This is a genomic window from Streptomyces sp. NPDC001604 (assembly GCF_042893475.1).
In the GTDB taxonomy this organism is placed as follows: domain Bacteria; phylum Actinomycetota; class Actinomycetes; order Streptomycetales; family Streptomycetaceae; genus Streptomyces.
The window spans coordinates 125,002-150,639 of record NZ_JBIAUY010000019.1 but is presented as its reverse complement, the minus strand read 5'-3'; the positions used below and the strand labels follow the sequence as shown (position 1 = coordinate 150,639).

The following is a 25,638-nucleotide window of genomic DNA, read 5'->3' as shown; positions in this document are numbered from 1 at the left end:
CAAGGGGAGGGCAAGTGGCAAGGGCATGGGTTGCGCGGTCTAAGGACGACCCGAAGAAGTGGACTACTTACTGGTACGACCCGGACGGCAAACAGCGGCAGAAGACCTTCGAGACCAAGAAGCGAGCAGACGACCAGCGCAAGCGCAAGGAACAGGAACTCGACGCTGGGACCTACTTGGACGACAGGTTGGGCAAGCAGCCGGTGACGGCTGTGTGGGAGCAGTGGACGAATCAGAGGAAGCTGGAGAACAGCACCAAGAAGCAGTACCGGTCGATCCTCAACACGACCATTGAGCCGTTCTTCAAGGCGCGTTCCATCGTGTCCCTCAAAGTCGCTGACATTGAGCAGTGGCTCTTGTGGATGGAGCAGGACCGGAAGCTGTCCACTCGCACACGGCGTCAGCGGTTCTCGTTCTTCTCCGGGATGATGGACTGGGCCGTCGCCAACGAGATCATCGGCCGGAACCCGTGCAAGAAGGTCAAGGGCGCGGGCAGCCGCGCCAAGGAGATCCGAGAGCACAAGAGCACCGCCCGGCGGCTTACCACGCGAGAAGTCCTGGCGATGCTGGATGCCGCGCCTGCCCGTTACCGCGCGATGCTGTGGCTCATGGCCGGATGCGGCCTGCGGCTGGGGGAGGCGATGGCAGTGTCTCGCGACCAGATCGACTTCAAGGCCGAGACCCTTCGCGTCGACTTCCAGATTGCAGAGGACGGAGACAGCGAGTCGGGGAAGAACAGCGCGATCCAGCGTCGTCACATCAAGGCTCGTGACGAGGGCGAGCCAGGGCGTACGGTCCCCCTCCCTCCGAACGTCGCCTTCGAGCTTCGGCGGCACATCAAGAACCACGGCGTGTGGGGGCCTGAGCGGCTCCTCTTCCCCAACGTGACGCGGACTGGCTACCTCTACGCGTCGTACTTCTACCCGAAGATCTGGATGGAGGCTCTGAGCAAGGGGCAGGTGGAGTACTGCAAGGCTCACTCACTCCGGCACTACTACGGATCGCGGCTGCTGTACGCCGGAGTCCCCGAGAACGATGTGGCCGACTGGATGGGCCACAGCAGCACGGACGTGCTGAGGGAGCACTACCACTACATCTTCGAAGGGGCCGAGCAGCGCGGTCGGGCCGCCATCGCAACGATGTTGACGCCCGGCGCCGACGACCCGACGGAGGCATCAGAGGTCGCCTGATGCGCGTACGACAACAGCCCCCGGCGCGACGCCGGGGGCTGTGTTATTTGTGCAGGTCAGTGGCTGTTTTCAGCCCGGCATCTGCCCAGGATTCCCCCAGCATGACGCCCAGGAACGGCCCTGATCGGACCGCAACGGCCAGAAACCCGAGGGTGTCCCTCCGGACCTTCGAAACAGCTTCTGACCTGCAAAAACCCTGCTAGGGCAGGTTCCTCGCCATCACGATCCGCTGAACTTGGTTCGTGCCCTCATAAATCTGGGTGATCTTCGCGTCGCGCATCATGCGCTCCACCGGGTAGTCACGGGTGTAGCCGTAACCGCCGAGCAGCTGCACCGCGTCCGTGGTGACCTCCATGGCCACGTCCGAGGCGAAGCACTTGGCGGCGGCGCCCTGGAAGGTCAGGTCCTTGTCGCCGCGCTCGGAGGCGGCCGCGGCCTGGTAGGTGAGGGCGCGTGCGGCGGAGACCTTCATGGCCATGTCGGCCAGCATGAACTGGATGCCCTGGAAGTCGGCGATCGGCTTGCCGAACTGCTTGCGCTCCTGGACATAGCCCTTGGCGTAGTCGAGGGCACCCTGCGCGACACCCAGCGCCTGCGCCGCGATCGTGATGCGGGTGTGGTCGAGGGTCTTCATCGCCGTGGCGAAGCCGGTGCCCTCCTCGCCGATCATGCGGTCGGCGGGGATGCGGACGTTGTCGAGGTAGACCTCGCGGGTCGGGGAGCCCTTGATGCCGAGCTTCTTCTCCGGAGCGCCGAAGGAGACGCCCTCGTCGGACTTCTCGACGACGAAGGCCGATATGCCCTTCGAGCGCTTCGAGGGGTCCGTCACCGCCATCACCGTGTAGTACTCGGAGACGCCCGCGTTGGTGATCCAGCGCTTCACGCCGTTGAGCACCCAGTGGTCGCCGTCGCGGACCGCCTTCGTCTTCATGCCGGCCGCGTCGGAGCCCGCGTCCGGCTCGGAGAGGCAGTACGAGAACATCGCGTCGCCCTTGGCGAGCGGGCCCATGTACTTCTTCTTCAGCTCCTCGGAGCCGGAGAGGATCACCGGGAGCGAGCCCAGCTTGTTCACGGCCGGGATCAGGGACGAGGAGACGCACACGCGCGCGACCTCCTCGATCACGATGACCGTCGCCAGTGCGTCGGCGCCCGCGCCGCCGTACTCCTCGGGGACGTGCACCGCGTGCAGGTCGTTCGCGACCAGGGCCTCCAGGGCCTCCTGCGGGAAGCGGGCCTCCTCGTCCACGACGGCGGCGTACGGCGCGATCTTCGCCTCGGCCAGTGAACGGATCGCGTCGCGGAGCATGTCGTGCTCCTCGGACGGGCGGTACAGGTCGAAGTCAGCCGATCCGGCCAAGGTTTCTCACGCTCCAAGGACGCTTCTGACGCACTGTGGTGATGGCGCTAATTACCGTTAAGTAACTCAAATTTTAGGGGGCCGCCCACGGGAGTGATACGTGAGCTTGGCGACAGCGGGAAAAGTGCCCGGCAAGCGGCCCGACTATGCTCGGCTCGGCACCAACGACGTCCCCCTTCTGGAGCACCCATGGCCCTCAGGATCACCGTGATCGGCACCGGCTATCTCGGCGCGACACACGCCGCCGCGATGGCCGAGCTGGGCTTCGAGGTGCTCGCCCTGGACGTCGTACCGGAGAAGATCGAGAAGCTGGCGCGGGGCGAGGCCCCGATGTTCGAGCCGGGCCTCGACGAGCTGCTGCGCAGGCACGTCGCCGGGATCGAGGGATCCACCGGGCGGCTGCGCGTCACCATGGACTGGGCCGAGGTGGGGGCCTTCGGCGACGTCCACTTCCTGTGCATCAACACCCCGCAGAAACACGGCGAGTACGCCTGCGACATGTCGTACGTCGACTCCGCCTTCGCCTCGCTCGCCCCGCATCTGACCGGGCCCGCCCTGGTCGTCGGCAAGTCGACCGTGCCGGTCGGGTCCGCCGACCGGCTGGCCCGCTTCCTCGTCGAGAACTCCCCTGCCGGCGAGGACGCCGAGCTGGCCTGGAACCCCGAGTTCCTGCGCGAGGGCTTCGCCGTCGACGACACCCTGCACCCCGACCGGATCGTGGTCGGCGTCCGCAGCGAGCGGGCGGAGAAGCTGCTGCGCGAGGTGTACGCGACGCCGTTGTCGGAGGGGACGCCGTTCGTCGTCACCGACTTCCCGACCGCCGAGCTGGTGAAGACCTCCGCGAACTCCTTCCTCGCCACCAAGATCTCCTTCATCAACGCGATGGCGGAGATGTGCGAGGCCTCGGGCGGCGACGTCACCAAGCTCGCCGAGGCGATCGGGTACGACGACCGGATCGGCAAGAAGTTCCTGCGGGCGGGCATCGGGTTCGGCGGCGGCTGTCTGCCCAAGGACATCCGGGCCTTCATGGCACGCGCCGGTGAGCTCGGCGCCGACCAGGCGCTGACCTTCCTGCGCGAGATCGACTCGATCAACATGCGGCAGCGCGGGCAGATGGTGGAGCTGGCGCGGCAGGCGCTCGGCGGCGGTCCCTTCCTGGGCAAGCGGGTCGCGGTGCTCGGCGCCACCTTCAAGCCCGACTCGGACGACGTCCGCGACTCCCCCGCCCTCAACGTCGCCGGGCAGATCCACCTCCAGGGCGGCCAGGTCACCGTGTACGACCCCAAGGGCATGGACAACGCCCGCAAGGTCTTCCCGACGCTCGGCTACGCCGACACGGCGCTGGAGGCGGTGCGGGGCGCCGACGTGGTGCTGCATCTGACCGAGTGGCGGGAGTTCCGGGAGCTGGACCCGGCGCGGCTGGGCGAGGTCGCGGCGGCCCGGGTGATCCTGGACGGGCGCAACGCCCTCGACCCGGAGCTGTGGCGCAAGGCGGGCTGGACGTACCGGGCGATGGGCCGCCCCACCGCGTAGCCGCCGCACTCCGGCTCACAGACACGAACGACGCCGGTTCGGCCGAGGCTCAGTCGGCCGAACCGGCGTCTTGTTGCATTCTGCACCACCGGCCGCCGACGCTGCCGGGGAACTACTTCGCCCGGTACCGGCGCATTTTCGCGCGCGCCCCGCACACCTGCATGGAGCACCAGCGGCCGCGGCTGGCCGGACTGCGGTCGTAGTACGCCCAGTGGCAGGTGACCGACTCGCAGGCCTTCAGGCGCAGCCAGGTACCGGCGACGAGCGATTCGGCGACAGCGGCGGCGACACGGGAGAGCAGGGGGCCCGCGTCGGCCGGGGCGAGGGCCGCCGAGCCGTCCGCGGTGTCGACGGTCAGGCGCAGGGGCGCCGAGGCCAGCAGTTCGCCCAGGGGCGTCACCGTGGCGTGCGGCGGATGACCGGCGTGGGCGAGCAGCACGGCGCGCAGTGACTCGCGCAGCTCACGTGCAGCCGGCACCTCTGCCTCCGGGAGACCGAACCGCGCCCGGCCGTCCGCCGTGTCCAGCGCGTCGGCGCCGGACTCGATGTCCAGCGTGTTCACCAGGGACTCGACGAGAACCAGGCTCCCCGGTGCGGCCGATCTCTCACTCATGCTTGCGACGTTACCTCCAATGAGGCAGCATGCAGTAACCGTTACTGCATGACCGCATCTATAGGTAACGCAGGAGGAAGTCATGGCTCTCGCCAAACTGGGCGTCGTCGTCCTGGACTGTCCCGACCCGAGCGCGCTGGCCGGGTTCTACGCCGAGGTGCTGGGCGGCACCGTCGAGACGGAGGACGGCTGGGCGGACCTCACCACCCCCGACGGCCGGGCGCTGGCCTTCCAGGCCTCCCCCGGCTTCGTCGCCCCCGAGTGGCCCGCGCCCGACCACTCGCAGCAGTTCCACCTGGACCTGACCGTCGAGGACCTGGACGCGGCCGAGGCGGGTGTGCTGGCGCTCGGCGCAAAGCCGCTGGACGCCGACGACCGCTCGCGCACCTGGCGGGTTTACGCGGATCCGGCCGGGCACCCGTTCTGTCTCTGCGCCTGCTGAACCGGGAGGACACCATGCCAGTGGCCCGCTTCCGCTCCGTCGTCCTCGACTGCCCCGACCCGCGCGCTCTGGCCCGCTTCTACGCGGGCGTCGCGGGAGGTACGCCCGAGGAGGAGGACCCCGACTGGGTCGTCCTGCACATCCCCGGCGGGCCCCGGCTCGCCTTCCAGCGGGCGGAGGGCCTCACCCCGCCCGAGTGGCCGCGGGCGGACCGCAACTCGCAGCAGTTCCACCTCGACTTCGACGCCGGGTCGACCTGGGAGGAGATCGACGCGGCGCACGAGAAGGTGCTGGCGCTGGGGGCGCGGCCGCTGGACCTGGAGGACCGGGAGAAGAAGGACTTCCAGGTGTACGCCGACCCGGCCGGGCATCCGTTCTGCCTGTGCCGGATCAGCGAACCGTAGGCCGGCCGTCGGCCTGCGCGATCGTCGCCGTCGAGGGCTCCCGGCGCTCCTGGAGCGCGCGGGCCGTGAAGTCGGCCGTGCGCAGCACGCGCTGCACGTTTCCCCAGGTCAGCAGGGCGACATCGGGCTCGGACCAGCCGCGGCGCAGAAGTTCGGCGATGAGGTGCGGGTAGCAGGAGGCGTCGCCCAGGTCCTGGGGGTGGGCGGTGCCGGCGTCGTAGGTTCCGGACAGGCCGACGCAGTCCGGGCCCGCCACCTCGCGCACATGGTCGAGGTGGTCGGCGACGTCATGGACGGACGGGCCCGTCTGGTCCGGCGTCAGCGGCACCATGCACAGGCCCTTGGCGGCCCCCAGCCGGGTGAGCAGGTCGTCGGAGAGGTTGGCCGGGTGGGGGCGCAGGGTGGCGGAGGCGGAGCGGGTGAACAGGACCGGCGCCCTGGAGACCGCCAGGGTGCGGCGGACGGTGTCGGCGGAGGCACCGGAGAGGTCGGCGAGCACCCCGAGCCGGTTCATCTCCCGCAGGACCTCCTCACCGAACCGGGTGAGTCCGTCCTCGCTCGCCCAGGACACCCCGGACAGCGTGAGGACGCGCAGGCCGAGGGTGTGCAGGCCGCGCAGGATGCCGAGGGAGTCACCGAGCGCGGCGGCTTCGGCGGGGCCGAGCAGCACGGCGATACGGCCGCAGTTGTGGGCGTCGGTGGCCTGCCCGGCGGTGCAGACGAGGCGCAGCCCCTCGGGGTGGGCGCGCGCCACGATGTTCACGAGGTCCAGCTGCTCCAGGGTGGCGGCGACGATCCGGTCGCCGTCGATGCCCTCCGGCAGGTGCAGCGACCCGAACAGCATGCCGACGTGCCCCTCGTGCAGCCGCGGCACATCCGTCTCGACATCGCTCTCGCCGAGTTCCAGGTCGTACCAGGACAGATGTCTGAGGGCCCAGGGGAGCCCGTTGTAACCGTCGGCGACGGGATGGACGGCGAGGATGGCATGGGCGCGCTCCACGGGGTCGTCGCCCGGATCGGAGACGGGCTGGTAGGACCCGGCCTGGAAGGGGTCCGGCAGGCCGATGCCGTCAAGCTCCCCGATGGTCTGCAGTTCGTCGTCCTGGAGATCTGCCATGGCGGGCTCCGTACGTCGTGAATCGTCCCCAAAGGGGTACGGTCACCGTCGCACGGGGGCGCGGGGCGCTTCCTGATGAGTGGGGCGTTCGGGGGTACCGGGCTCGGATCGGCGCCCCCGACGGTCAGCCGTCCAGGGACTCGATCGTCGCGTTGGACGGCGGGCGGGTCGCCCGGAGTTCGCGGGACACGTCCTCCGCCGCGGCCAGGACCCGTACCGAGTTCTGCCAGGTCAGCTTGGCCAGGTCGGGCTTGGACCAGCCTCGGTCCAGCAGCTCGGCGATCAGGTTCGGGTAGCCCGAGACGTCGCTGAGGCCGTCCGGGGTGAAGGCCGTGCCGTCGTAGTCGCCGCCGATGCCGAGGTGGTCGATGCCGGCGACCTCGCGCATGTGGTCCAGGTGGTCGGCGACCGTGGAGACCGTGGCGACCGGGCGCGGGTTGCGCTCCTCGAAGGCGCGGTGCACCTTCATCGCCTCGGGCGTCGTCTCGAGGTGGTGGAAGCCGTGCGAACGCAGGTTCTCGTCCGCGGCGGCCGTCCAGTCCACGGCCGCCTGGAGCACGAACTTCGGCACGAACGTCACCATCGCCACGCCGCCGTTCCCGGGCAGCCGCTCCAGCACGTCGTCGGGGATGTTGCGCGGGTGGTCGCAGACGGCCCGGGAGGAGGAGTGGGAGAAGATCACCGGCGCGGACGTGGCGTCCAGCGCGTCGCGCATGGTCGTCGCCGCCACGTGCGAGAGGTCGACGAGCATGCCGAGGCGGTTCATCTCCCGGACCACCTCGCGGCCGAAGGCCGTGAGGCCGCCGACGTTCGGCTCGTCGGTCGCCGAGTCCGCCCAAGGGATGTTGTCGTTGTGGGTGAGCGTCATGTAGCGGACGCCCAGCCCGTACAGGCCGCGCAGGGTGCCGAGGGAGCAGGCGATGGAGTGCCCGCCCTCCGCTCCCATGAGGGAGGCGATACGGCCGTCCCTGCGCGCCGCCTCCATGTCGGCGGCCGTCAGCGCGGGCGCCAGGTCCGCCGGGTAGCGGGCCAGCAACTGCCGTACGCAGTCGATCTGTTCGAGCGTCGCGGGCACCGCGTCCGGCAGATCGGAGCGGACGTACACCGACCAGTACTGCGCACCGACACCACCCTCGCGCAGGCGCGGGATGTCGGTGTGCAGATGGGCGTTCTGGTGTACGGCGATGTCGCGGGCGTCGAGGTCGTAGCGGACCTGCCCCCGCAGCGCCCAGGGCAGGTCGTTGTGGCCGTCGACGACCGGGAACTCGGCGAGGAGTTCCCGGGCCGCCTCCAGCGAGGCGGAGGTCATCGCCGTCACTTCCCCGAGCCGAAGCCGAAGCCGCCGGACCCCTCGACCTTGGCGCGCAGGCGCTTGCCCTTCTCGGTGGCCTGGTCGTTCAGTTCCTGCTGGAACTCCCGCATGCGGCCGAGGAGTTCCTCGTCCTGCGTGGCCAGGATGCGGGCCGCGAGCAGGCCCGCGTTGCGGGCGCCTGCGACGGACACCGTCGCGACGGGCACACCGGCCGGCATCTGCACGATCGACAGGAGGGAGTCCATGCCGTCCAGGTACTTCAGCGGCACCGGGACGCCGATGACCGGCAGCGGGGTGACGGAGGCGAGCATCCCGGGGAGGTGGGCGGCACCCCCGGCGCCCGCGATGATCACCTTGAGCCCCCGCTCGGCGGCCTGCTCGCCGTACGCGATCATCTCGCGCGGCATGCGGTGCGCGGAGACGACGTCGACCTCGTAGCCGATCTCGAACTCGTCGAGGGCCTGGGCGGCGGCCTCCATGACGGGCCAGTCGGAGTCCGAACCCATGACGATGCCCACGAGCGGGCCGGCAGCAGTACTCATTCGGTGATCGTGCCTCTCAGGTAACCGGCTGCGTGACGTGCGCGCTCGAGGACGTCGTCCAGGTCGTCGCCGTAGGTGTTGACGTGCCCCACCTTGCGGCCGGGCTTCACGTCCTTGCCGTACATGTGGATCTTCAGCTGGGGGTCGCGGGCCATGCAGTGCAGATACGCGGAGTACATGTCCGGGTAGTCGCCGCCCAGCACGTTGACCATCACGGTCCACTTGGCGCGCGGGCGCGGGTCGCCGAGCGGGAGGTCGAGGACCGCGCGCACGTGGTTGGCGAACTGCGAGGTCACGGCCCCGTCCTGGGTCCAGTGGCCGGAGTTGTGCGGGCGCATCGCGAGCTCGTTGACGAGGATGCGGCCGTCGCGGGTCTGGAACAGCTCGACGGCGAGGTGGCCGACGACGTCCAGCTCCTTCGCGATGCGCAGCGCCATCTCCTCCGCCTGCAGGGCGAGGGTCTCCTCCAGGTCGGGCGCGGGCGCGATCACGGTGTCGCACACGCCGTTCACCTGCTGGGACTCGACGACCGGGTAGGCGACCGCCTGGCCGTGCGGGGAGCGCACGACGTTCGCCGCCAGCTCCCGTACGTAGTCGACCTTCTCCTCGGCGAGGACCGGGACGCCCGCGCGGAACGGGTCCTCGGCCTCGGTCACGTCGTCGACGACCCACACGCCCTTGCCGTCGTAGCCGCCGCGGACGGTCTTGAGGACGACCGGGAAGCCGTCGCCCTCCGCCGCGAAGGCGGCCACGTCCGCCGGATCGGTCACGATCCGGTGCCGCGGGCACGGCACACCGATCGCGTCGAGCCGCGCGCGCATCACGCCCTTGTCCTGGGCGTGCACGAGCGCGTCGGGGCCCGGGCGCACGGGGATGCCGTCCGCCTCCAGCGCCCTGAGGTGCTCGGTGGGTACGTGTTCGTGATCGAAAGTGATCACATCGCAGCCCCTCGCGAACTCACGCAGCGTGTCGAGGTCGCGATAGTCGCCGATGACGACATCGCCGACGACCTGCGCCGCGGAGTCCTGAGGGGTGTCACTGAGGAGCTTGAACCTGATGCCGAGCGGAATGCCTGCCTCGTGTGTCATACGAGCGAGCTGGCCTCCGCCGACCATGCCGACTACCGGGAACGTCACGCCCCTAGGGTATCGGCCACGCCACGTCGGCCGGTTTCCGGCCGTTTCCGGGGTCTCTTACTCCCGCCTTTCCGGGCTTTTCCGGTCCTCTTTCCCACCTCTATCCCGTCTGTGAGCGCAAGGACAGGCGTTTGAGAAGGGGGGTGGTTAGCATGGCTGAGTTGACGAAACCGACCGAATGGGGGCCTGCACGGCCATGGGACATGGTTCCGCCGGGCTGCGAAGGCTCGCACACGAAGTTGCGAAGTTCGGTGCGGTGGGTGCCCTGGGCACCGTCGTGAACTTCGGGGTCTCCAATCTGCTCTGGCACCTCACGAGCCTGCAGGCCGTGCGCGCCAACGTGATCGCCACCGTGGTCGCGATCGGCGTCAACTACCTGGGCTTCCGCTACTTCACCTACCGTGACCGGGACAAGAGCGCCCGGACGAAGGAGCTCTCCCTCTTCCTGGCCTTCAGCGCGGTCGGCCTGGTGATCGAGAACGGCATCCTGTACGCGGCCATCTACGGCTTCGGCTGGGACAGCTCGCTGCAGCGCAACATCTTCAAGGTCGTCGGCATCGGCCTCGGCACACTGTTCCGGTTCTGGTCCTACCGCTCGTGGGTGTTCAAGGCCCTGCCCGCCCACGATGCCGTCGCCGACGCCGAATCGATCCTGGAAGAGGCCGAGACGGCCGAGGCCCACCGTCCGAAGCCCGAGGCGCGCGTCAGCTGAACCGCCACCCCCCACGGGGGGTCCGGTCTCACCGGACCATCGGCTCCTCGTCCTCCGCCGGCGGCCGCTTCAGCTGACCGCCGCGGAGAGCCCCAGACGGCGCGGGGCCGTGTCTGAATGCGGCTCCGCCACGCGGGCGCGACCAGCCACGCTGAGGCCGCAGACCACCGACGCCCCATCGCGGCACTCCCTGGCGGACCGCCTAGCGGACCATCGGCTCCTCGTCCTCCGCCGGCGGCCGCTTCAGCGGCGTACGCGAGAGGAACAGGCCGAACACCGGCGGCTGGGTCTGCAGCATCTCCAGGCGGCCGCCGTCCGCCTCCGCCAGGTCCCGCGCCACCGCCAGCCCGATGCCCGTCGAGTTCCGTCCGCTGATCGTGCGCTCGAAGATCCGCGCACCGAGGTCGGCGGGCACGCCCGGTCCCTCGTCGGTGACCTCCACGACCGCCTGGTTGCCGGTCACCCGGGTCCGCAACGCCACCGTGCCCCCGCCGTGCATCAGCGAGTTCTCGATCAGCGCCGCCAGCACCTGCGCGACCGCGCCCGGTGTGCCGACCGCCTGCAGATGCCGTTTGCCGGAGCTGACGATCGCCCGACCGGCCTGGCGGTAGGCGGGCCGCCACTCGGCGAGCTGCTGCTGGATGACCTCGTCGAGGTCGAAGGAGACGGCGTTGCCGGTGCGGGGGTCCCGGGAGTTGGTCAGCAGCCGCTCCACCACGTCCGTCAGCCGCTCGACCTGGGTGAGGGCGACATTGGCCTCCTCCTTCACCGTGTCCGGGTCGTCGGTGAGGGTGATCTCCTCCAGCCGCATCGACAACGCGGTCAGCGGTGTGCGCAGCTGGTGGGAGGCGTCGGCGGCCAGGCGCCGCTCGGCGGTGAGCATGCGGCCGATGCGCTCGGCGGAGGAGTCCAGGACGTCCGCCACCCGGTCCAGCTCGGGAACGCCGTACCGCTTGTGGCGGGGCCGCGGATCGCCGGAGCCGAGTCGCTCGGCGGTCTCCGCGAGGTCGGTGAGCGGGGAGGCGAGCCGGTTGGCCTGCCGGATCGCCAGCAGTACGGCGGCCACCACGGCGAGCAGCGCGACCAGCCCGATGATCAGCAGCGTGCGGCCGACCTCCCGGCTCACGGTCGAACGCGGCTCCTCGACGACGACCCGCTCGCCCTCCTCACCGGTGGCCCGGCCGCGGATGACCTCGCCCTCGGGCTTGGTGCCGACCGCGATGGCCGACTGCCCCGGGATCTCGATCACGGCGTACCGCTCCCCCGTGACCTGTCCCTTCAGCACCTCCGCACTGACCGTCCCGGCCCCGATGAGCCGGCTGTCCACGATGCTGGCCAGCCGCTGCGCCTCGGAGCTCACCCGCTCCTGCGCACTGTTGCTGATGGTCCGCGTCTCGACGATGACCAGAGACACCCCGAAGACGGCGATGACCACGAGCACGACGGCAAGCGTGGACTGAATGAGACGACGACGCACGAGGCCCTCCGAACAGTGGCTCTACAACACCGGTGCGAGAGCGCCCCATAGGGGCGCGGCGCTGTGTTGACTTGCGGCTCCGCCGCGTGGGCGCGACCAGCCACATACGGCCGGCAGCCGCGAACCCACACAAGCCACGACGGCGCAACGCGCGTAACCGACTAACTCTTCTCGAACCGGAAACCCACACCCCGCACGGTGGCGATGTACCGCGGGTTCGCCGCATCGTCACCCAACTTCTTACGCAGCCAGGAGATGTGCATGTCGAGGGTCTTCGTGGACGACCACCAGGTGGTGTCCCACACCTCGCGCATCAGCTGGTCCCGGGTGACGACCCGGCCCGCGTCCCGCACCAGCACCCGCAGCAGGTCGAACTCCTTTGCGGTGAGCTGGAGTTCCTCGTCCCCCATCCACGCCCGGTGCGACTCGACGTCGATCCGCACGCCGTGCGTGGCGGGCGGCTGCGCCGGCTCGGCCGCACCGCGCCGCAGCAGGGCCCGGACACGGGCGAGCAGTTCGGCGAGGCGGAACGGCTTGGTGACGTAGTCGTCGGCGCCCGCGTCGAGGCCGACGACGGTGTCCACCTCGTCGGCACGCGCGGTCAGGATGAGGATCGGCACGGTGTGGCCCTCGGCGCGCAGCCGGCGGGCGACCTCGAGGCCGTCCATGCCGGGCAGACCGAGGTCCAGCACGACCAGGTCGATGCCGCCGGCGTTTCCGGCGTCGAGCGCGGTGGGTCCGTCCTCGCGCACCTCGACCTCGTAACCTTCCCGGCGCAGGGCACGGGCCAGCGGCTCCGAGATGGACGCGTCGTCCTCGGCGAGCAGTACACGGGTCATGAGGTGATGGTAGTCCGCTCTTGACAGGTGCTGTGGTGTGATCGGCACCCGTGATTCTTACCTTCGGGCACTCCGAGGCGAACCTGTGTCTGTGCGGTGCCATCGTCGAAGAGACCTTGGAAAAGGTGTGTATGGTTCCACCTCCACCTGTGATCCCCGTCTCAAGTCCTTCCATATCCGGCACTGTCCTGCCGTATGGTGAAACAACGCCTGTAGCACTGCGGGGACCTTTGGCAACCATTTGACGCCGAAGGTCTCTTTTGTGTGCGGTAAACCCCCACCAGCACAGCAAGGAACGACCATGGCGTCCAGCCTGACGAAGGACTCGGTCCGCCCGGACACCCCCGGCTCCGAGAAGACCTTCTTCGGCCACCCTCGCGGACTGGCCACTCTCTTCATGACCGAGATGTGGGAGCGGTTCTCCTACTACGGCATGAGGGCCCTGCTCCCGCTCTACCTCGTGGCCCCGGGTGGCCTGCACCTGAACGCGGGCACGGCGACTGCGATCTACTCGGTGTACGTGTCGCTCGTGTACCTGCTCGCCCTGCCCGGCGGCTGGGTCGCGGACCGCTTCCTCGGCCCCCGCAAGACGGTGGCCGTCGCGGGCATCATCATCATGCTCGGCCACCTGTGCCTGGCGCTGCCGGTCGCGGCCAGCTTCTTCGTCGGCCTCGGCCTCGTCGCCATCGGCTCAGGTCTGCTGAAGGCCAACATCTCCACGATGGTCGGTCACCTCTACAAGGGTCCGGAGGACCCGCGCCGTGACGGTGGCTTCACGCTCTTCTACATCGGCATCAATCTGGGCGCCTTCGCCGCGCCGCTGGTCATCGGCACCGTCGGTGAGAAGTACGACTGGCACCTCGGCTTCGCGCTGGCCGCGCTCGGCATGGGGCTGGGACTGGCCCAGTACCTGCTCGGCAGCCGTCACCTGAGCGAGAAGAGCAGCGTCGTCCCCACGCCGCTGTCCGCCGAGGAGAAGTCCGCCACGCTGCGCAAGGGCCTGTTCTGGCTGGCGATCGCCGTGGTCTTCTACGGTGTCGTCGGCTTCTCCGGCCACTTCACCCTGAACTGGGCGCTGATCCCGCTGACCCTCATCGGTCTGATCGTGCCGATCTTCGTCATCGCCCGCATCCGCCGGGACAAGGACCTGGACCCGGCCGAGCGTTCCAAGGTGTCGGCGTACGTCTGGTTCTTCGTGGCCGCCGCCGTCTTCTGGATGATCTACGACCAGGGCGGTTCGACCCTGTCGATCTTCGCCGACGGCAAGGCCGAGAACACCATCCTTGGCTGGGAGTTCCCGGTTTCCTGGTACCAGTCGGTCAACCCGGTCATGATCATGGCGCTGGCGCCGGTCTTCGCCTGGCTGTGGCTGTGGCTGAACCGGCGCGGCAAGGAGCCGAGCACGATCGTGAAGTTCGCCTCCGGCCTGGTGCTGATCGGTGCGTCGTTCTTCCTCTTCCTCGCTCCGCTGTCGATCGCAGAGGGCGGTCACAAGGCCGCGGCGATGTGGCTGGTCGCGATCTACTTCGTCCAGACGATCGGTGAGCTGACGCTGTCCCCGGTGGGCCTGTCCGTGACGACGAAGATGGCGCCGAAGAAGTACGCCTCCCAGATGATGGGCGTCTGGTTCCTCGCGGTCACCGCGGGCGACTCGATCACGGCCCTGTTGTCGAACCCGGCCGTCGGCGGGGTCAACCTCGACAAGACGGGCTTCGTCGCCCTGGAGGCGGTGCTCGCCGTGTTCGCGGGTGTCGCGGTGTGGATGTACCGCAGCAAGGTCAACAAGCTGATGGGCGACGTCCACTGACGTGGTCCTGGCCGAGAGGGCCGCTGCACCCGGTGGTGCAGCGGCCCTCTCCGTTGTCCCTCCGGGCCGCTACCGGACCCGCCGGCCCGGCAGGAACGTGAAGACCGCCGCACCCAGCAACACCGCCGTACCCGCCACCAGGCCCAGTGCCTTCAGCGCACCGTGGTCGTCGGCCCCCGTCTGCGCCAGGCCCCCGCTGGACGAGGAGGACGACGAGGACGACGTACCGCCCGAGCTCGACGACGAACCGCCCGACGCGCCGCTCGCCTGCTGGGTCGTGTCCAGGGTCAGGGAGACCTGGGTCCTGTCGGGCTTGCAGGTCGTGGTCGTACCCAGGGCGTTGATGGTCAGGACGCCCGGGGACAGGGTCGACCTGCCGTCCGCGCCCGGTTTGTAGGTGCCGGTGAGGTCGGGGATCTCGATGGGTTCGCCGGACTTGATGTCCTTGGAGTTCGTCGGGCCCTCGACGTGCACCGTGCCCTTGTCGGCGCCGCCCAGGACCACCTCCATCGACGGCTTGACCGAGCCCTTGGGGATGTCGGCCGGGCTGTCCATCACGGACTTCTTGAACTGCACGGTGAGGTCGAAACTGCCGCCGTTCTTCCTGGCGTCGATCTGGATGGGCGAGGTCGCCTTCTTCTCACCGATGGGCGACTGGCAGGTGTACGGGACGTCGACCTGCTTGCCGGTGAAGTCGGTCTGGTCGCTGCCGGTGCCGTCACTGGCGGAAGCGGAGGCCGACGCGGACGGCGAGGCGGACCGGGAGGCCGAGTCCGTCGGCTCCGGCGTCGTGCTCGACGAGCTTCCGTCGCCCGGCGCCACCTGAATCGTCGCCGCCTTCTGCACGGTCTCCTTCGGCGTGCACTTGGTGTCCGTGGACATGGCGTTGACGGTGTACGCGTCCGGCGTCAGCGTCACCTCGCCCGGTGCCGTCAGCTTCAGGCTGCCCTTCATGTCGGACAGCACCATGGCGCCGCCCTTGGGGATGGCCGGGTTCGTGCGCGTGCCCTGCATCGCGATGTCGGCGGCCTGCGCGCCGGCCGCCTTCAACACCCCGGACGGCTGAACCGAGTTGGCGGGCAGATCGATGATGTCCGGGTTCTTGGAGGCGGCCTGGACGAACTTCCATACGACGTCCACCGTGTCGCCGACCTTGGCCGTGGCCGGCGCGGTGATCTCGACCTTCGTGGTGCCGTCGACGGGAGTGATGCCCGCGGGCGGCACGCAGTGCGTCGCGAACGACACCTCCGCGGCCTGCGCGGGCCCGGCGGCCAGGCCCAGCAGGATGCCTGCCGAGCCCAGTACCAGCGCGGTGCCTGCCGCACCCGCTCTCCCGCTGCCGACCGGTGTGACTCTCCTGCGCTTTCTCACGGGGGTCCCTTCCTGGTGGGAGTCGTAGGACTCGTCGGGCTGTCGTCGTGGTGCGGTGCGGAGAGCCGACCGGCCGTGCCCGGATCGGAGTCCGGGGTGAACCACGGCAGGGTCGAGTTCGAGGGGGGCTCCTGGGCCGCCTTGGGACTGAACTTCGGCATGCGCAGGGCCAGTTCCGGCAGACGGAGTCCCCGGTGCCGGAGGCCGCCGGCGCGGCGCGGCCGTACCCGGTCCACGACCGCCATCCCGGCGCGGAACAGCGCGGCCGGCACGACCACGCAGACCAGCAGCCAGAACAGGGTCACGCCCCACGGGCGGCCCACGCCCCAGGGCTGCTCGGCGAGGACCTTGCCGCTGTACTTGAGGGAGACGGTGTAGTCGCCGTGCGCGCCCGCCGTCAGCTCGACGGGCAGTTCGATCTGCGCCTTCCTGCCGGGTGCGATGGTGCCGCGCCACTCCTGGTCCTCCCACTGCGGGGCGAACACACCGTGGGAGGTGCCGAGTTGGAAGACCGGGTTCCTGATCGCTGTGGTGCCGGCGTTGCCGACGGTGAAGACGAGGGTGCGTGCGGGCGGCGCGCCGAACCAGGTGAGCAGGCCGCTCGACCCGTCGAGCCGGGTGTCCGTGAGGACCGCGAGGCGCCCGCCGGACGGCTCGGCGGGCAGCGGTTCGACGGCGTGTCCGGCCACCTGGAAGACCGCGTCCGCCTGCGCCTTCGCGCCCTCGACCGTCGCCACGTGCACCACGCACGGGCACGGCACCGGCGGCTCCGCGACCGGCAGCTTCTTGCTGAAGGTGCCCTTGGCGTCGGTGGTGACGGCCCTTCCGTCCGAGTTGGCGCAGGAGTTGGTGCCGCCGATCACGCCCCGGGACGGGGTCGCCTGCCCGCAGACCAGCATCATCAGCAGGGCGTTCGGCCGCCAGCCGCTGCCGCTGACGGTGATCGAACCGCCGGTGCCGGCCTGCGACTTGGAGAGCCCGACGGTCGGCCCGTCCGCCGCAGCCGTGCCCGCCAGGGGCAGCAGGAGCAGCGCGAGCACCACCGGCAAGGCCGTGATCCGCAGCTTGCCGTTCACGTCACCGCTCCCGTCAACTCGACTTCCGTACCCGGGGATTCGAGCGCCTCGCCGTCGCCCGTGCGGCGCCTACGACGTCGTAGACCTCGTACGAGAAGCAGCACTGCCCCCGCCACCACCGCACCCGCGGCCGCCGTCACCGCTCTCCACGGCACGAACCGCGCCGCCACGCCGGCCGAGTCGTGCGCACCGCCCGGCGCCGTCACGGTCAGCCGGACGTCGACCGAGTCCAGGGCTGGGCGGTCGGACCAGGGTTCGGCGAGACGGAGGCGGTGGCCGGGGCGGAGGCGGACGGGCAAGGTGCGCGGGGCCCGGTCGAGGACCGGTCCGAAGACGCCGTCGACATGCACTGCAAGGCTCGGCACGAGATCCGTGGTACCGCGATTGACCAGGTCGTAAGCGATGCGGTCGCCACGCACCGCCACGTGCTCCACGGTCAGCGCGGACAGCACCGGCCCACCCGCCCGCAGCCGCACCGGAACCACGGCCCGGCGACCGTCCTGGTCCCGGGCGACGATCACGCCACTGCGATCACCCCGCGCAGTCACCGCGAACGGCACCTCGGCCCGCGTACGGGCGGGCACCCGTACCCGCTCGGCGGCAAAGGTGACCGGAACCCCGCTGCCACTCAGCCGCACCGTGACCGCCCGCCCACTCCGGTTGACCACGGACACCGTGTCCTGGAGAACGGCCCCGGGCGCACCTTCGGCGTAGACGGAGGGCCGCCCACCACCCGAGGGCACCAACGACCACCCGTCGGCACCGGACGCCGTGGGCGCAGCGATCAGCACGCACAGAAGGGACACGAACAGGACACGGACGACAGATGGCATCCCGCGGCTCCAGCGGTCGTAGCTCGGCGGTGGTGCAGCGCCCCGAAGGGGCGCGGGGAACTGCGCGACCAGCCACGGCGGCGCCGCAGACAATCCACGACTCACCGCGGCACAGCCGAGAACCGCTACCGCCGGGCCACCTGATTCCGCCGAGTCACCCACAACGCCCCGGCCGCGCCGGCGAGCAGCACCGTCCCACCGAGCGTGCCAAGGGCAATGGCCGAGTCGTCAGGCCCGGTCTGCGGCAGGGAACCGCCGGAATCCGCACCGCCCTGACCACCCCCGGCGGAGCCCCCCGCAGCCGTCACATCAAGGCTGAGCGCGGGCCCCGGACTGTTCGACGGCGTGCACGTGGTCGTCGTACCGAGCGCCTTGATGGTGAGGACGCCCGGCGTGAAGGTGACCTTCCCGGTCTTCTTCGGCGTGTACGTGCCGGTCAAGTCGTTGATCTTGATGGGGGTGTTGGCGGGGATCGCCGCCTGGTTGGCGGGCCCGGAGACGGACACCGTGCCGCTGTCGGCGCCGCCCAGCACGATGGTGGCGCTCGGGTTCATCGCCCCCTTGCCCAGTTCGACCGGGCTGGAGGAGACGCCCTTCTGCCACGACATGGTGAGCCGGTAGCCGCTGCCGCTCTTCACGCTCTTGATGTCGATGGGCGAGACGGCACTCTTGTTGCCGATCGGCGTCTTGCACTGGTAGTTGACGTCGACGACCGTGGCCTCGGCTGCGGGGGCGGCGAGCAGCACCGCCGAGCCGGCCAGGGCCGCGGCGGACGCGAGCGCGGCGGTTCGATTCCGGTACGACACGGTTCCGCTCCCTCTTCGAGATCCTCGGTTTCCTCCGTCAGTTCCTGACGGCACATCAGATTCGGCCGTCAAGGTACGCCCGGCGCCCTGAGGAGGGAAGAGAAGGTGCGCGCCGGAGTTGTGGGGATCCGGCGCGCACGTGAGGGGGTTCGAGTGGAGGGGGTGACCGCGGGTAACCCCGGGCTACCGCGCCCGCAGGACGTCCGGCGCTCCCCACCGCCGCAGCACCTCCGGCACCGCCACCGTGCCGTCAGCCCGCTGGTGCTGCTCCAGGAGCGCGGGCAGCAGGCGGCTGGTGGCGAGGCCCGAGGCGTTGAGGGTGTGCAGATGGGCCGGTTTGCCGCCGCCCGCCGGGCGGTAGCGCATGGCCCCGCGCCGCGCCTGGTAGTCGCGGGCGTTCGACACCGAGCTGACCTCGGCGTACGCCCCCAGGCTCGGCAGCCAGACCTCCACGTCGTACGTCTTGGCCTGGGCGGGGCTGGTGTCCCCGGCCGCGAGTTTGGTGACGCGGTAGTGCAGGCCGAGTCCGGCGACCAACTCCTCGGCACGGGCGAGCAGTTCGAGCTGGGCGGCGTCCGAGTCCCCGGGGCGCGTGTACTGGAACAGCTCGACCTTGTTGAACTGGTGGCCGCGCAGAGTGCCCCGGTCCGCGCTGCGGTGGGCGCCGCTCTCCTTGCGGTAACAGGGCGTGTAGGCGACGTACTTGAGCGGCAGCTCGCGCTCGTCGAGGGTCTCGCCGCGGTGCAGGTTGGCCAGGGCGGTCTCGGCGGTGGGGAGGAGGAAGTGCTCGTCCACGCGGAAGACCTCGTCGGCGAACTTCGGGAACTGTCCGGCCGTATAGCCCGCCTCATGGGTGAGCAGGTGCGGCGGCAGCACGAACTCGTAGCCCGCCCGGCGGTGGGTGTCGAGGAAGTGGCTGAGCAGCGCCCACTCCAGGGCGGCGCCCTCGCCGCGGTAGATCCAGTAGCCGCTGCCCGCGAGTGCCGCACCCCGCCGGTGGTCGACGAGGCCGAGGTCCTGGGCGAGCTGCACATGGTCCCTGGGTGCGAAGCCGAACGCTGGCGGGGCGCCCACGGCCCGTACGACCTGGTTGTTCTCCTTGCCGCCCGCGACGACGTCGTCGTCCGGGAGGTTGGGCAGGGCGTCGAGGAAGTCCTGGTGCCGCCGTGCAAGCCGGTCGAGCCCGGCCTCGGCCTCCGTCAGCCGGTCGGCCAGGGCCCCGGCAGCGGCCTGGAGCTCCTCGGCGGCCTCGCCGGCCCGCCGTCGTACGGCGATGTCCGCCGAGATGCGCCGGCGCTCGCCGCGCAGCCGCTCCACGGCCGCCCGGGCCTCACGGAAGGCGGCGTCCAGGGCGAGGAAGGCCGGGATGTCGGCATCGACGGCTCGCTTGGCGAGGGCCGCGCGAACCTGGTCGGGACGGTTTCGGATGAGGGTGACGTCGAGCATGGTGCGCGCTCCGTCCGGTTCTGCCGGAGCGGCACGCGCCGCCCCGGGGATGGTCCCTCGGGGCGTGGGCGAGAGGGTGCTCGCGGTGCCACCACGCCTTCACCGCCGTACGAACGCGTCTTCGCGGCTGTACGACGGCCTCGTTCTGGCCCGATGACGGGGGCCGGCCGGCGGGGCATTTCCTCCCCGCACTCGGGAGTGGATTCGCCACGGCCCGCATGGGCCCCGGCTACTTGTCTCCGTCAGCGCGTTGCAGACGAGAGTAGGCAGCGGGGCCGGGCCCGCCAAGCGAATTACGCCGGGGCGCCCAGCTCCGCCCACACGGTCTTGCCGGTCACTCCCGGTGTCCGTACGACTCCCCAGTCCAGACACAGCCGCTGCACGATGAACATGCCGTGCCCGCCGGGACGGCCCGCGCGGTGCGGGGTGCGGGGTGCCGGCTGGCCGGAGCCCTTGTCCGAGACCTCGATGCGGATGACCTTGTTGTCGCAGGCGATCCACAGCTGGTCCGGGCCCTCGGCGTGCAGACAGGCGTTGGTGACCAGCTCGGAGACGACGAGCAGCACGTCCTCGGCGGCGGCCCGCTGGTCGGCCGTGGCGGCGGGCAGCCAGCCCCACGCGTACAGCGCCTGGCGGGTGAAGTCGCGGGCGAGCGGCACGACGCCGCTCTCGCCGTCGAAGTTCAGCCTGCGGGCCTGGCCACCGCCCGCGGACGACACGGGCGCAGCCGACGACGGGGCCTCGTCGCCCTCGGACGCCCCGGAAGCGCCGCTCGGCTCCGGGCCGCGGTCGCCCGGCGAGTAAGGCCGGGTGGTGCTCATCAGCGCTTCACCTCACCGATTCACCGATTCACCAGTTCACGATTCAAAAGTCAGTACGTACCTCGACGGTGGATCCGCCGCTGTGCCGTCGGACATGTTGCTGCCGACTTGTTCAGGATGTCCCTGCCGACAGGATGTCTCCTGCCCGACCGAACCGGCAGAACACCCCTCTATTCGGCCCGGAGTGCGCGACGCCCGGAAAAGGCCGGTCACACAGGGGTGAGTGGGGCAGGACACGGGGTCGGGCGCGGCGGCCGGGCTCAGCCGGATTCCTCGGCCAGGGCCGCCTCGAGCGTGTCATGGACGGTGAAGACCGCTTCCGCCCCGGTGATCTCGAAGACGCGCGCCACCACGGGCTGCATCCCCGCGAGATGCACTCCGCCCCCCGCGGCCTCCGCCTTCAGGCGTGCGCCGAGCAGCACATTGAGTCCGGTGGAGTCGCAGAACTCCAGCCGTGTGCAGTCCACCACCAGCCGGCTGATTCCCTTGGCGAGGCATTCCTCAAGAGGCTCACGCAGCAGATCGGCGGTGTGGTGATCCAACTCACCCACCGGGGTCACTACGGCGCTGGAGCCCTCTTCCCTGACCTCCACCAGTAGCCGGCCAGACTGTGCGCTGCCGACCGTCCCGCGGTCCATGCCGTCTTTCTCCCGACGTCGTGGCTGCTGACTCACGCCCTCGAACACTACGCCTTCCTCACACTCTCCGACACCCGAACAACCGCACTCAAACGGACATATACCCACAGAACGCACTTGCGACGGACGTGGGAAAGCGGGTAGGGCTAGTAGAGATACGCAACCGACCACGGCCGGCTTTGGAGGCGCCGCACACCGCAGTGCACGCACTGGCTTCGGCAGCCATATGCCGAGAACGATGGAGGACATCATGTCACCCCGGCTCGACGCATCGCATACCCAGGAGGCGACGTCGACATCCCCTCCGGAACATCTGGATCCCATCGAGAGCATCGAGAGCAGCGACCCAGACACGCTTGCCGGACTGGCAGGCCTTCCGGAGATCCCCCCGTACGACGAAGTGGGACCGGTAGACGCACGCGCGCTCTCCAAGACCCTCTTCGAGCGCCTTGAGTCCCTCGAGGAAGGCACGCACGAGTACTCGTACGTGCGCAACACCCTCGTCGAGCTCAACCTCGCGCTGGTCAAGTTCGCCGCCTCCCGCTTCCGCTCACGGAGCGAGCCGATGGAGGACATCATCCAGGTCGGCACGATCGGCCTGATCAAGGCGATCGACCGGTTCGAACTGGCGAGGGGTGTCGAGTTCCCCACGTTCGCCATGCCGACCATCGTCGGCGAGATCAAGCGCTTCTTCCGCGACACCTCGTGGTCCGTGCGCGTACCGCGCAGGCTGCAGGAGCTCCGGCTCGACCTGGCCAAGGCCGGTGACGAGCTGGCCCAGAAGCTCGACCGGGCGCCGACGGTGGCGGAACTCGCCGAGCGCCTCGAGCTGACCAAGGAAGAGGTCGTCGAGGGCATGGCGGCGTCGAACGCGTACACCGCCTCCTCGCTGGACGCCCAGCCCGAGGAGGACGACGCGGAGGGCGCGCTCGCGGACCGGATCGGCTACGAGGACCACGGACTCGAAGGCATCGAGTACGTCGAGTCGTTGAAACCGCTGATCGCCGAACTCCCGTCCCGGGACCGGCAGATCCTCTCCCTGCGGTTCGTCGCGGGCCTGACCCAGTCCGAGATAGGCGAGGAACTCGGCATCTCGCAGATGCATGTGTCGCGGCTGCTGTCGCGGACGCTGATGCGGTTGCGCAAGGGCCTGACAATCGAGGAGTGACGGTGGAGGAGTGACAGTCTCCCCTGCCTCGTCTCTCTGAGCGCGGTCCGTCCGGTTGCCGGGCGGGCCGCGCTCAGACGTTCCCTGGGTTACCCACAGAAACTCTTTCCCCAGAGGTTTCCATCCATCACTATGGGCCCCCATACCCGCCGGTAGGTCAGAAGCCCGGCGGGCTGCAAGGGTGCAAGGAGGCGGAAGGATGGCTCGGGCCGACGGGACCGACAATGGAGTCGAGACCGGGGACGGCCGGGGATCCGGGGGTGTCCCCCGGACAGAGGTGCATGCGGGCGCGTCCGACGCGCGGCTGACCGAACTGCTGCGCACCAGCGCCCCGACCCTCTATCCGGCCCTGCAGGAACTCCGCGCCCGCCATCAGCCGTCGGTCCTCGACTACGCCCGGCTGTGCACGGCGAGCGAGTCCGCCGCACGCGACCTGGCCGCGCAGGCGTTCACCGTGGCGGCCCGGCAGACGGCACGCGGCACCGAACCGCTGGTCCCCCTCCGTCTCCACCTCCTGCTGCTGACCGGGCGCCTGGCCGCCTCCTGGCCGGCCGAAGGGCGAGCCGGCGGTCTCGACCCGGGCCTGCTGCTCGCCTTGACCGCGGCGGGCTCCGAGGTCCCCGTACCGCCCATGCTCACCGCCTTCCGGTCCCTTCCGTCCCGTGCCCAGGGCCTCGTCTGGTACGGCGTCGTGGAGCAGGAGGCGGAGGACAGGACGGCGGCCTTCCTCGGTCTGACCCGCGAGGACGTGGGCCATGAGACCGCCTCGGCCCTCCAGGCCATGGGCCAGGCGTGTCTGCGGTCCCGGCTGGCCGCCTCGGCCGACCCGCGCTGCGGCAACTTCGGCCGGCTCATCGAGGAGTCGGTACGGCCGCACAACCCGCGCACCAGCGCCGACCTGCGGGCCCACATGGTGCACTGCGCCCACTGCACGACGGCCTACGAGGAACTGTCGGCCCTGCGCGACGCGCCCCGCACCGTGCTGGCCGAGGGCCTGTTGCCGTGGGCGGGCACGGCGTATGTCACGACGCCCGAGGTGCCGCGTCCCAAGGCGCCGCGTCCCAAGGCGCGTGCGGACTTCGCGCCGTGGCCTCCGTCCCGGCGCCTGCTGCTGACCTCGATCGCCGTCGGCGTGGCCCTGGCGCCCCTGATCGTCTTCCTGCTCTCCCAGGCCGCTTCACCGTCCTCGCCGCCCCAGGAGGAGGCGGGCGCGGTGGGCACGCCGACGGTCCCGGCGCAGGTCACGGTCACGGCGACGGTCTCCGCCGTCCCTTCGCCGTCACCGTCGCCCTCGGCGAAGAGCAAGTCGCCGTCACCGACGCGGAGTTCCACCCCGTCCGAGCGGCCCTCGAAGTCGCCTTCGAAGTCTCCGAAGCCCTCCCCCTCGCCCACTCACGCCCCGGACGGCACGTTCGCGCAGATCGTGAACGTGGCCACCGGCCGGTGCCTGGACGTCCGCGACGGCGACTTCGAGGACGGCACGGACGTCGTCACGGCCCCCTGCTCCTCGTCCCGCACCCAGCGCTGGCGCGTCGACTCCGGGCGCGGGGTGGTGCAGTCCTCCGCCGACCCGGACTTCTGCCTGGACAGCCGGGGTGATGTGGACCGGGGCGTGGGCATCTGGGGGTGCGACTCGGTGTACAGCAGGAACGGCCAGAACCTCATGTTCATGGTGGACGCCGACGGGGTGATCCGGCCCGCGATCGCCATCGAGACGGCGTTGACTCCGTACTGGGGCGACGGGCTGTCGCTGCGGCCGCTGGACGACGGTGCCGAGCAGCGCTGGCGGGCTGGGGCCTCCTGACCGGGAAGCCCGGTCACACTTCCCGGACGCCCCGCCGCCACACGCCGGTGACCAGCGGCACACCCGGCCGGTAGGCGAGGTGGACATGGCTCGGGGCGTCGAGGGTGATGAGGTCCGCACGGGCGCCGGGGCTCAGGCGGCCGATGTCGTCCCGGCGCAGGGCCCGGGCGCCGCCCGCGGTGGCCGACCAGACCGCCTCGTCCGGGGTCATCCCCATGTCCCGTACCGCGAGGGCGATGCAGAAGGGGACGGAGGAGGTGAAGGACGAGCCCGGGTTGCAGTCGGTGGAGAGGGCGACGGTGGCGCCCGCGTCGAGGAGACGGCGGGCGTTCGGCCACTCGGCGCGGGTGGAGAACTCGGCGCCGGGCAGCAGGGTGGCGACGGTACGGCTGCCCGCGAGCGCGTCGACGTCCGCGTCCGTGAGATGGGTGCAGTGGTCGGCGCTCGCGGCATCGAGCTCGACCGCCAGCTGGACGCCGGGGCCGTAGGAGAGCTGGTTGGCGTGGATGCGCGGGTGCAGGCCCCTGGCCTTTCCGGCGGTGAGGATCGCGCGGGCCTGGTCGCCGTCGAAGGCGCCCTTCTCGCAGAAGACGTCGATCCAACGGGCGTACGGCGCACAGGCGTCGAGCATCTCGCCGGTGACGAGGGCGACATAGCCGGCGGGGTCGTCGGCGTAGTCGGGGGAGACGATGTGGGCGCCGAGGTAGGTGACCTCGTCGGTGTGGGCGGCGGCGATGCGCAGGGCGCGGGACTCGTCCTCGGTGGTCAGGCCGTAGCCGGACTTCGTCTCGAAGGTCGTGGTGCCCTGGCGCAGGGCCTCGGCGAGGTAGCGGGTGAGGTTGGCCTCCAGCTCCTCGTCGCTCGCGGCGCGGGTGGCGGCGACGGTGGTGCGGATGCCGCCCGCGCTGTAGGACCGCCCGGACATCCGGGCGTTGAACTCCTGTGTCCGGTCGCCCGCGAAGACCAGGTGGGAGTGCGAGTCGACGAAGCCGGGGAGGACCGCCCGGCCGCCGGCGTCGACCCGGTTGTCAGTGGCGGGTGCTTTGCTTGATTCACCGGTCCACGCGACCCGGTCGCCGTCGATGACGAGCGCCGCGTCCTGGATCAGTCCGAGGGGGGAGCCGTCACCGAGGGAGGGGTCGTTGGTGACCAGCGTGGCGATGTTGGTGATGACGGTGCTGCTCATCGTCGTGT

General features: G+C 70.3%; 24 protein-coding genes. 8 read left to right on the top strand and 16 right to left on the bottom strand.

Annotated elements, in window-relative coordinates:
* Window positions 1-14 precede the first annotated feature (14 nt).
* The gene (locus ACFY1E_RS38085; RefSeq protein ID WP_389084591.1) at window positions 15-1,190 is read left to right on the top strand and encodes a tyrosine-type recombinase/integrase; all 1,176 of its coding nucleotides are present in this window, start codon (window positions 15-17) and stop codon (window positions 1,188-1,190) included.
* Window positions 1,191-1,389: 199 nt separating this feature from the next.
* On the opposite strand, the gene ACFY1E_RS38080 is transcribed toward ACFY1E_RS38085, so the two are convergent.
* Window positions 1,390-2,547, bottom strand: a complete 1,158-nt coding sequence (locus ACFY1E_RS38080) for an acyl-CoA dehydrogenase (protein WP_344402106.1) — start codon at window positions 2,545-2,547, stop codon at window positions 1,390-1,392.
* A gap of 189 nt (window positions 2,548-2,736) precedes the next feature.
* Here ACFY1E_RS38080 and ACFY1E_RS38075 point away from each other — a divergent pair, with 189 nt between their 5' ends.
* On the top strand, window positions 2,737-4,080 hold the full coding sequence (locus tag ACFY1E_RS38075) for a UDP-glucose dehydrogenase family protein (protein ID WP_389084589.1): 1,344 nt from the start codon (window positions 2,737-2,739) through the stop codon (window positions 4,078-4,080).
* Window positions 4,081-4,192: 112 nt separating this feature from the next.
* Here ACFY1E_RS38075 and ACFY1E_RS38070 read toward each other — a convergent pair whose 3' ends face one another.
* Window positions 4,193-4,693 carry a CGNR zinc finger domain-containing protein gene (locus ACFY1E_RS38070; protein ID WP_389084587.1) on the bottom strand — a complete coding sequence of 167 codons (501 nt, stop codon included), beginning with the start codon at window positions 4,691-4,693 and terminating at the stop codon, window positions 4,193-4,195.
* A gap of 82 nt (window positions 4,694-4,775) precedes the next feature.
* Between ACFY1E_RS38070 and ACFY1E_RS38065 the strand changes: the two genes are divergently transcribed.
* Both ACFY1E_RS38065 and ACFY1E_RS38060 read left to right on the top strand, forming a co-directional pair.
* A complete protein-coding gene (locus tag ACFY1E_RS38065; protein ID WP_389084585.1) occupies window positions 4,776-5,135 on the top strand; it encodes a VOC family protein in 360 nt (119 codons plus the stop codon).
* 14 nt (window positions 5,136-5,149) lie between these two features.
* Window positions 5,150-5,539: a VOC family protein gene (locus tag ACFY1E_RS38060; protein ID WP_266955999.1), complete on the top strand. Its 390-nt coding sequence runs from the start codon at window positions 5,150-5,152 to the stop codon at window positions 5,537-5,539.
* On the opposite strand, the gene ACFY1E_RS38055 is transcribed toward ACFY1E_RS38060, so the two are convergent.
* The 4 genes from ACFY1E_RS38055 to ACFY1E_RS38040 form a co-directional block, all read right to left on the bottom strand.
* On the bottom strand, window positions 5,526-6,656 hold the full coding sequence (locus ACFY1E_RS38055; protein WP_389084582.1) for a dipeptidase: 1,131 nt from the start codon (window positions 6,654-6,656) through the stop codon (window positions 5,526-5,528). The genes ACFY1E_RS38060 and ACFY1E_RS38055 overlap by 14 nt on opposite strands.
* Before the next feature lie 124 nt (window positions 6,657-6,780).
* Window positions 6,781-7,965, bottom strand: a complete 1,185-nt coding sequence (locus ACFY1E_RS38050) for a dipeptidase (protein ID WP_389084580.1) — start codon at window positions 7,963-7,965, stop codon at window positions 6,781-6,783.
* 5 nt (window positions 7,966-7,970) lie between these two features.
* Complete coding sequence (purE, locus tag ACFY1E_RS38045) at window positions 7,971-8,510, bottom strand: 5-(carboxyamino)imidazole ribonucleotide mutase (protein WP_389084577.1); 540 nt, start codon at window positions 8,508-8,510, stop codon at window positions 7,971-7,973.
* The gene (locus tag ACFY1E_RS38040) at window positions 8,507-9,646 is read right to left on the bottom strand and encodes a 5-(carboxyamino)imidazole ribonucleotide synthase (protein ID WP_389084575.1); all 1,140 of its coding nucleotides are present in this window, start codon (window positions 9,644-9,646) and stop codon (window positions 8,507-8,509) included. Before ACFY1E_RS38040 ends, purE begins: the two co-directional genes overlap by 4 nt.
* A 196-nt stretch (window positions 9,647-9,842) precedes the next feature.
* Here ACFY1E_RS38040 and ACFY1E_RS38035 point away from each other — a divergent pair, with 196 nt between their 5' ends.
* Window positions 9,843-10,358 (top strand): GtrA family protein, encoded by a 516-nt coding sequence (locus tag ACFY1E_RS38035; protein ID WP_389084572.1) that lies wholly within the window; start codon window positions 9,843-9,845, stop codon window positions 10,356-10,358.
* Between the two features lie 202 nt (window positions 10,359-10,560).
* Here the strand turns inward: ACFY1E_RS38035 and ACFY1E_RS38030 are convergent, their stop codons facing one another.
* Both ACFY1E_RS38030 and ACFY1E_RS38025 read right to left on the bottom strand, forming a co-directional pair.
* Window positions 10,561-11,835, bottom strand: a complete 1,275-nt coding sequence (locus ACFY1E_RS38030; RefSeq protein WP_389084570.1) for an ATP-binding protein — start codon at window positions 11,833-11,835, stop codon at window positions 10,561-10,563.
* A gap of 161 nt (window positions 11,836-11,996) precedes the next feature.
* Window positions 11,997-12,674, bottom strand: a complete 678-nt coding sequence (locus tag ACFY1E_RS38025; RefSeq protein ID WP_030941720.1) for a response regulator transcription factor — start codon at window positions 12,672-12,674, stop codon at window positions 11,997-11,999.
* Window positions 12,675-12,975: 301 nt separating this feature from the next.
* Here ACFY1E_RS38025 and ACFY1E_RS38020 point away from each other — a divergent pair, with 301 nt between their 5' ends.
* Window positions 12,976-14,481 carry an oligopeptide:H+ symporter gene (locus ACFY1E_RS38020; RefSeq protein ID WP_389084567.1) on the top strand — a complete coding sequence of 502 codons (1,506 nt, stop codon included), beginning with the start codon at window positions 12,976-12,978 and terminating at the stop codon, window positions 14,479-14,481.
* Window positions 14,482-14,550: 69 nt separating this feature from the next.
* On the opposite strand, the gene ACFY1E_RS38015 is transcribed toward ACFY1E_RS38020, so the two are convergent.
* The 7 genes from ACFY1E_RS38015 to ACFY1E_RS37985 all read right to left on the bottom strand — a co-directional run bounded on the left by ACFY1E_RS38015 (window position 14,551) and on the right by ACFY1E_RS37985 (window position 21,472).
* Complete coding sequence (locus ACFY1E_RS38015; protein ID WP_389084565.1) at window positions 14,551-15,852, bottom strand: hypothetical protein; 1,302 nt, start codon at window positions 15,850-15,852, stop codon at window positions 14,551-14,553.
* Window positions 15,849-16,928 carry a neocarzinostatin apoprotein domain-containing protein gene (locus ACFY1E_RS38010; protein ID WP_389084562.1) on the bottom strand — a complete coding sequence of 360 codons (1,080 nt, stop codon included), beginning with the start codon at window positions 16,926-16,928 and terminating at the stop codon, window positions 15,849-15,851. Before ACFY1E_RS38010 ends, ACFY1E_RS38015 begins: the two co-directional genes overlap by 4 nt.
* Entirely contained in the window at window positions 16,925-17,761 is an 837-nt protein-coding gene (locus ACFY1E_RS38005) for a hypothetical protein (RefSeq protein WP_389084560.1), read from the bottom strand. The genes ACFY1E_RS38010 and ACFY1E_RS38005 overlap by 4 nt, the downstream gene beginning before the upstream one ends.
* Window positions 17,762-17,886: 125 nt before the next feature.
* Complete coding sequence (locus ACFY1E_RS38000) at window positions 17,887-18,567, bottom strand: LPXTG cell wall anchor domain-containing protein (RefSeq protein ID WP_389084558.1); 681 nt, start codon at window positions 18,565-18,567, stop codon at window positions 17,887-17,889.
* Window positions 18,568-18,750: 183 nt separating this feature from the next.
* The gene (serS, locus tag ACFY1E_RS37995) at window positions 18,751-20,013 is read right to left on the bottom strand and encodes a serine--tRNA ligase (protein WP_389084555.1); all 1,263 of its coding nucleotides are present in this window, start codon (window positions 20,011-20,013) and stop codon (window positions 18,751-18,753) included.
* A gap of 293 nt (window positions 20,014-20,306) precedes the next feature.
* Window positions 20,307-20,834 carry an ATP-binding protein gene (locus ACFY1E_RS37990; RefSeq protein WP_389084553.1) on the bottom strand — a complete coding sequence of 176 codons (528 nt, stop codon included), beginning with the start codon at window positions 20,832-20,834 and terminating at the stop codon, window positions 20,307-20,309.
* A gap of 260 nt (window positions 20,835-21,094) precedes the next feature.
* Window positions 21,095-21,472 carry an STAS domain-containing protein gene (locus ACFY1E_RS37985; protein WP_389084694.1) on the bottom strand — a complete coding sequence of 126 codons (378 nt, stop codon included), beginning with the start codon at window positions 21,470-21,472 and terminating at the stop codon, window positions 21,095-21,097.
* A 238-nt stretch (window positions 21,473-21,710) separates the two neighbouring features.
* Here ACFY1E_RS37985 and ACFY1E_RS37980 point away from each other — a divergent pair, with 238 nt between their 5' ends.
* On the top strand, window positions 21,711-22,640 hold the full coding sequence (locus ACFY1E_RS37980) for an RNA polymerase sigma factor SigF (protein ID WP_389084550.1): 930 nt from the start codon (window positions 21,711-21,713) through the stop codon (window positions 22,638-22,640).
* 199 nt (window positions 22,641-22,839) lie between these two features.
* Window positions 22,840-24,444: a ricin-type beta-trefoil lectin domain protein gene (locus tag ACFY1E_RS37975; protein ID WP_389084548.1), complete on the top strand. Its 1,605-nt coding sequence runs from the start codon at window positions 22,840-22,842 to the stop codon at window positions 24,442-24,444.
* A gap of 13 nt (window positions 24,445-24,457) precedes the next feature.
* Here ACFY1E_RS37975 and hutI read toward each other — a convergent pair whose 3' ends face one another.
* A complete protein-coding gene (gene hutI / locus ACFY1E_RS37970) occupies window positions 24,458-25,630 on the bottom strand; it encodes an imidazolonepropionase (RefSeq protein WP_389084546.1) in 1,173 nt (390 codons plus the stop codon).
* Window positions 25,631-25,638: the final 8 nt, after the last annotated feature.

Bases quoted from the DNA above. Each gene is read 5' to 3' on its own strand.
- ACFY1E_RS37990 (WP_389084553.1), bottom strand. From the start codon at position 20,834: ATGAGCACCACCCGGCCTTACTCGCCGGGCGACCGCGGCCCGGAGCCG.
- ACFY1E_RS38005 (WP_389084560.1), bottom strand. From the start codon at position 17,761: ATGCCATCTGTCGTCCGTGTCCTGTTCGTGTCCCTTCTGTGCGTGCTG.
- ACFY1E_RS38055 (WP_389084582.1), bottom strand. From the start codon at position 6,656: ATGGCAGATCTCCAGGACGACGAACTGCAGACCATCGGGGAGCTTGAC.
- ACFY1E_RS37980 (WP_389084550.1), top strand. From the start codon at position 21,711: ATGGAGGACATCATGTCACCCCGGCTCGACGCATCGCATACCCAGGAG.
- ACFY1E_RS38060 (WP_266955999.1), top strand. From the start codon at position 5,150: ATGCCAGTGGCCCGCTTCCGCTCCGTCGTCCTCGACTGCCCCGACCCG.
- ACFY1E_RS38075 (WP_389084589.1), top strand. From the start codon at position 2,737: ATGGCCCTCAGGATCACCGTGATCGGCACCGGCTATCTCGGCGCGACA.
- hutI (WP_389084546.1), bottom strand. From the start codon at position 25,630: ATGAGCAGCACCGTCATCACCAACATCGCCACGCTGGTCACCAACGAC.
- ACFY1E_RS37975 (WP_389084548.1), top strand. From the start codon at position 22,840: ATGGCTCGGGCCGACGGGACCGACAATGGAGTCGAGACCGGGGACGGC.
- ACFY1E_RS37985 (WP_389084694.1), bottom strand. From the start codon at position 21,472: ATGGACCGCGGGACGGTCGGCAGCGCACAGTCTGGCCGGCTACTGGTG.
- ACFY1E_RS38050 (WP_389084580.1), bottom strand. From the start codon at position 7,965: ATGACCTCCGCCTCGCTGGAGGCGGCCCGGGAACTCCTCGCCGAGTTC.
- ACFY1E_RS38020 (WP_389084567.1), top strand. From the start codon at position 12,976: ATGGCGTCCAGCCTGACGAAGGACTCGGTCCGCCCGGACACCCCCGGC.
- ACFY1E_RS38065 (WP_389084585.1), top strand. From the start codon at position 4,776: ATGGCTCTCGCCAAACTGGGCGTCGTCGTCCTGGACTGTCCCGACCCG.
- serS (WP_389084555.1), bottom strand. From the start codon at position 20,013: ATGCTCGACGTCACCCTCATCCGAAACCGTCCCGACCAGGTTCGCGCG.
- ACFY1E_RS38070 (WP_389084587.1), bottom strand. From the start codon at position 4,693: ATGAGTGAGAGATCGGCCGCACCGGGGAGCCTGGTTCTCGTCGAGTCC.
- purE (WP_389084577.1), bottom strand. From the start codon at position 8,510: ATGAGTACTGCTGCCGGCCCGCTCGTGGGCATCGTCATGGGTTCGGAC.
- ACFY1E_RS38025 (WP_030941720.1), bottom strand. From the start codon at position 12,674: ATGACCCGTGTACTGCTCGCCGAGGACGACGCGTCCATCTCGGAGCCG.
- ACFY1E_RS38035 (WP_389084572.1), top strand. From the start codon at position 9,843: ATGGGACATGGTTCCGCCGGGCTGCGAAGGCTCGCACACGAAGTTGCG.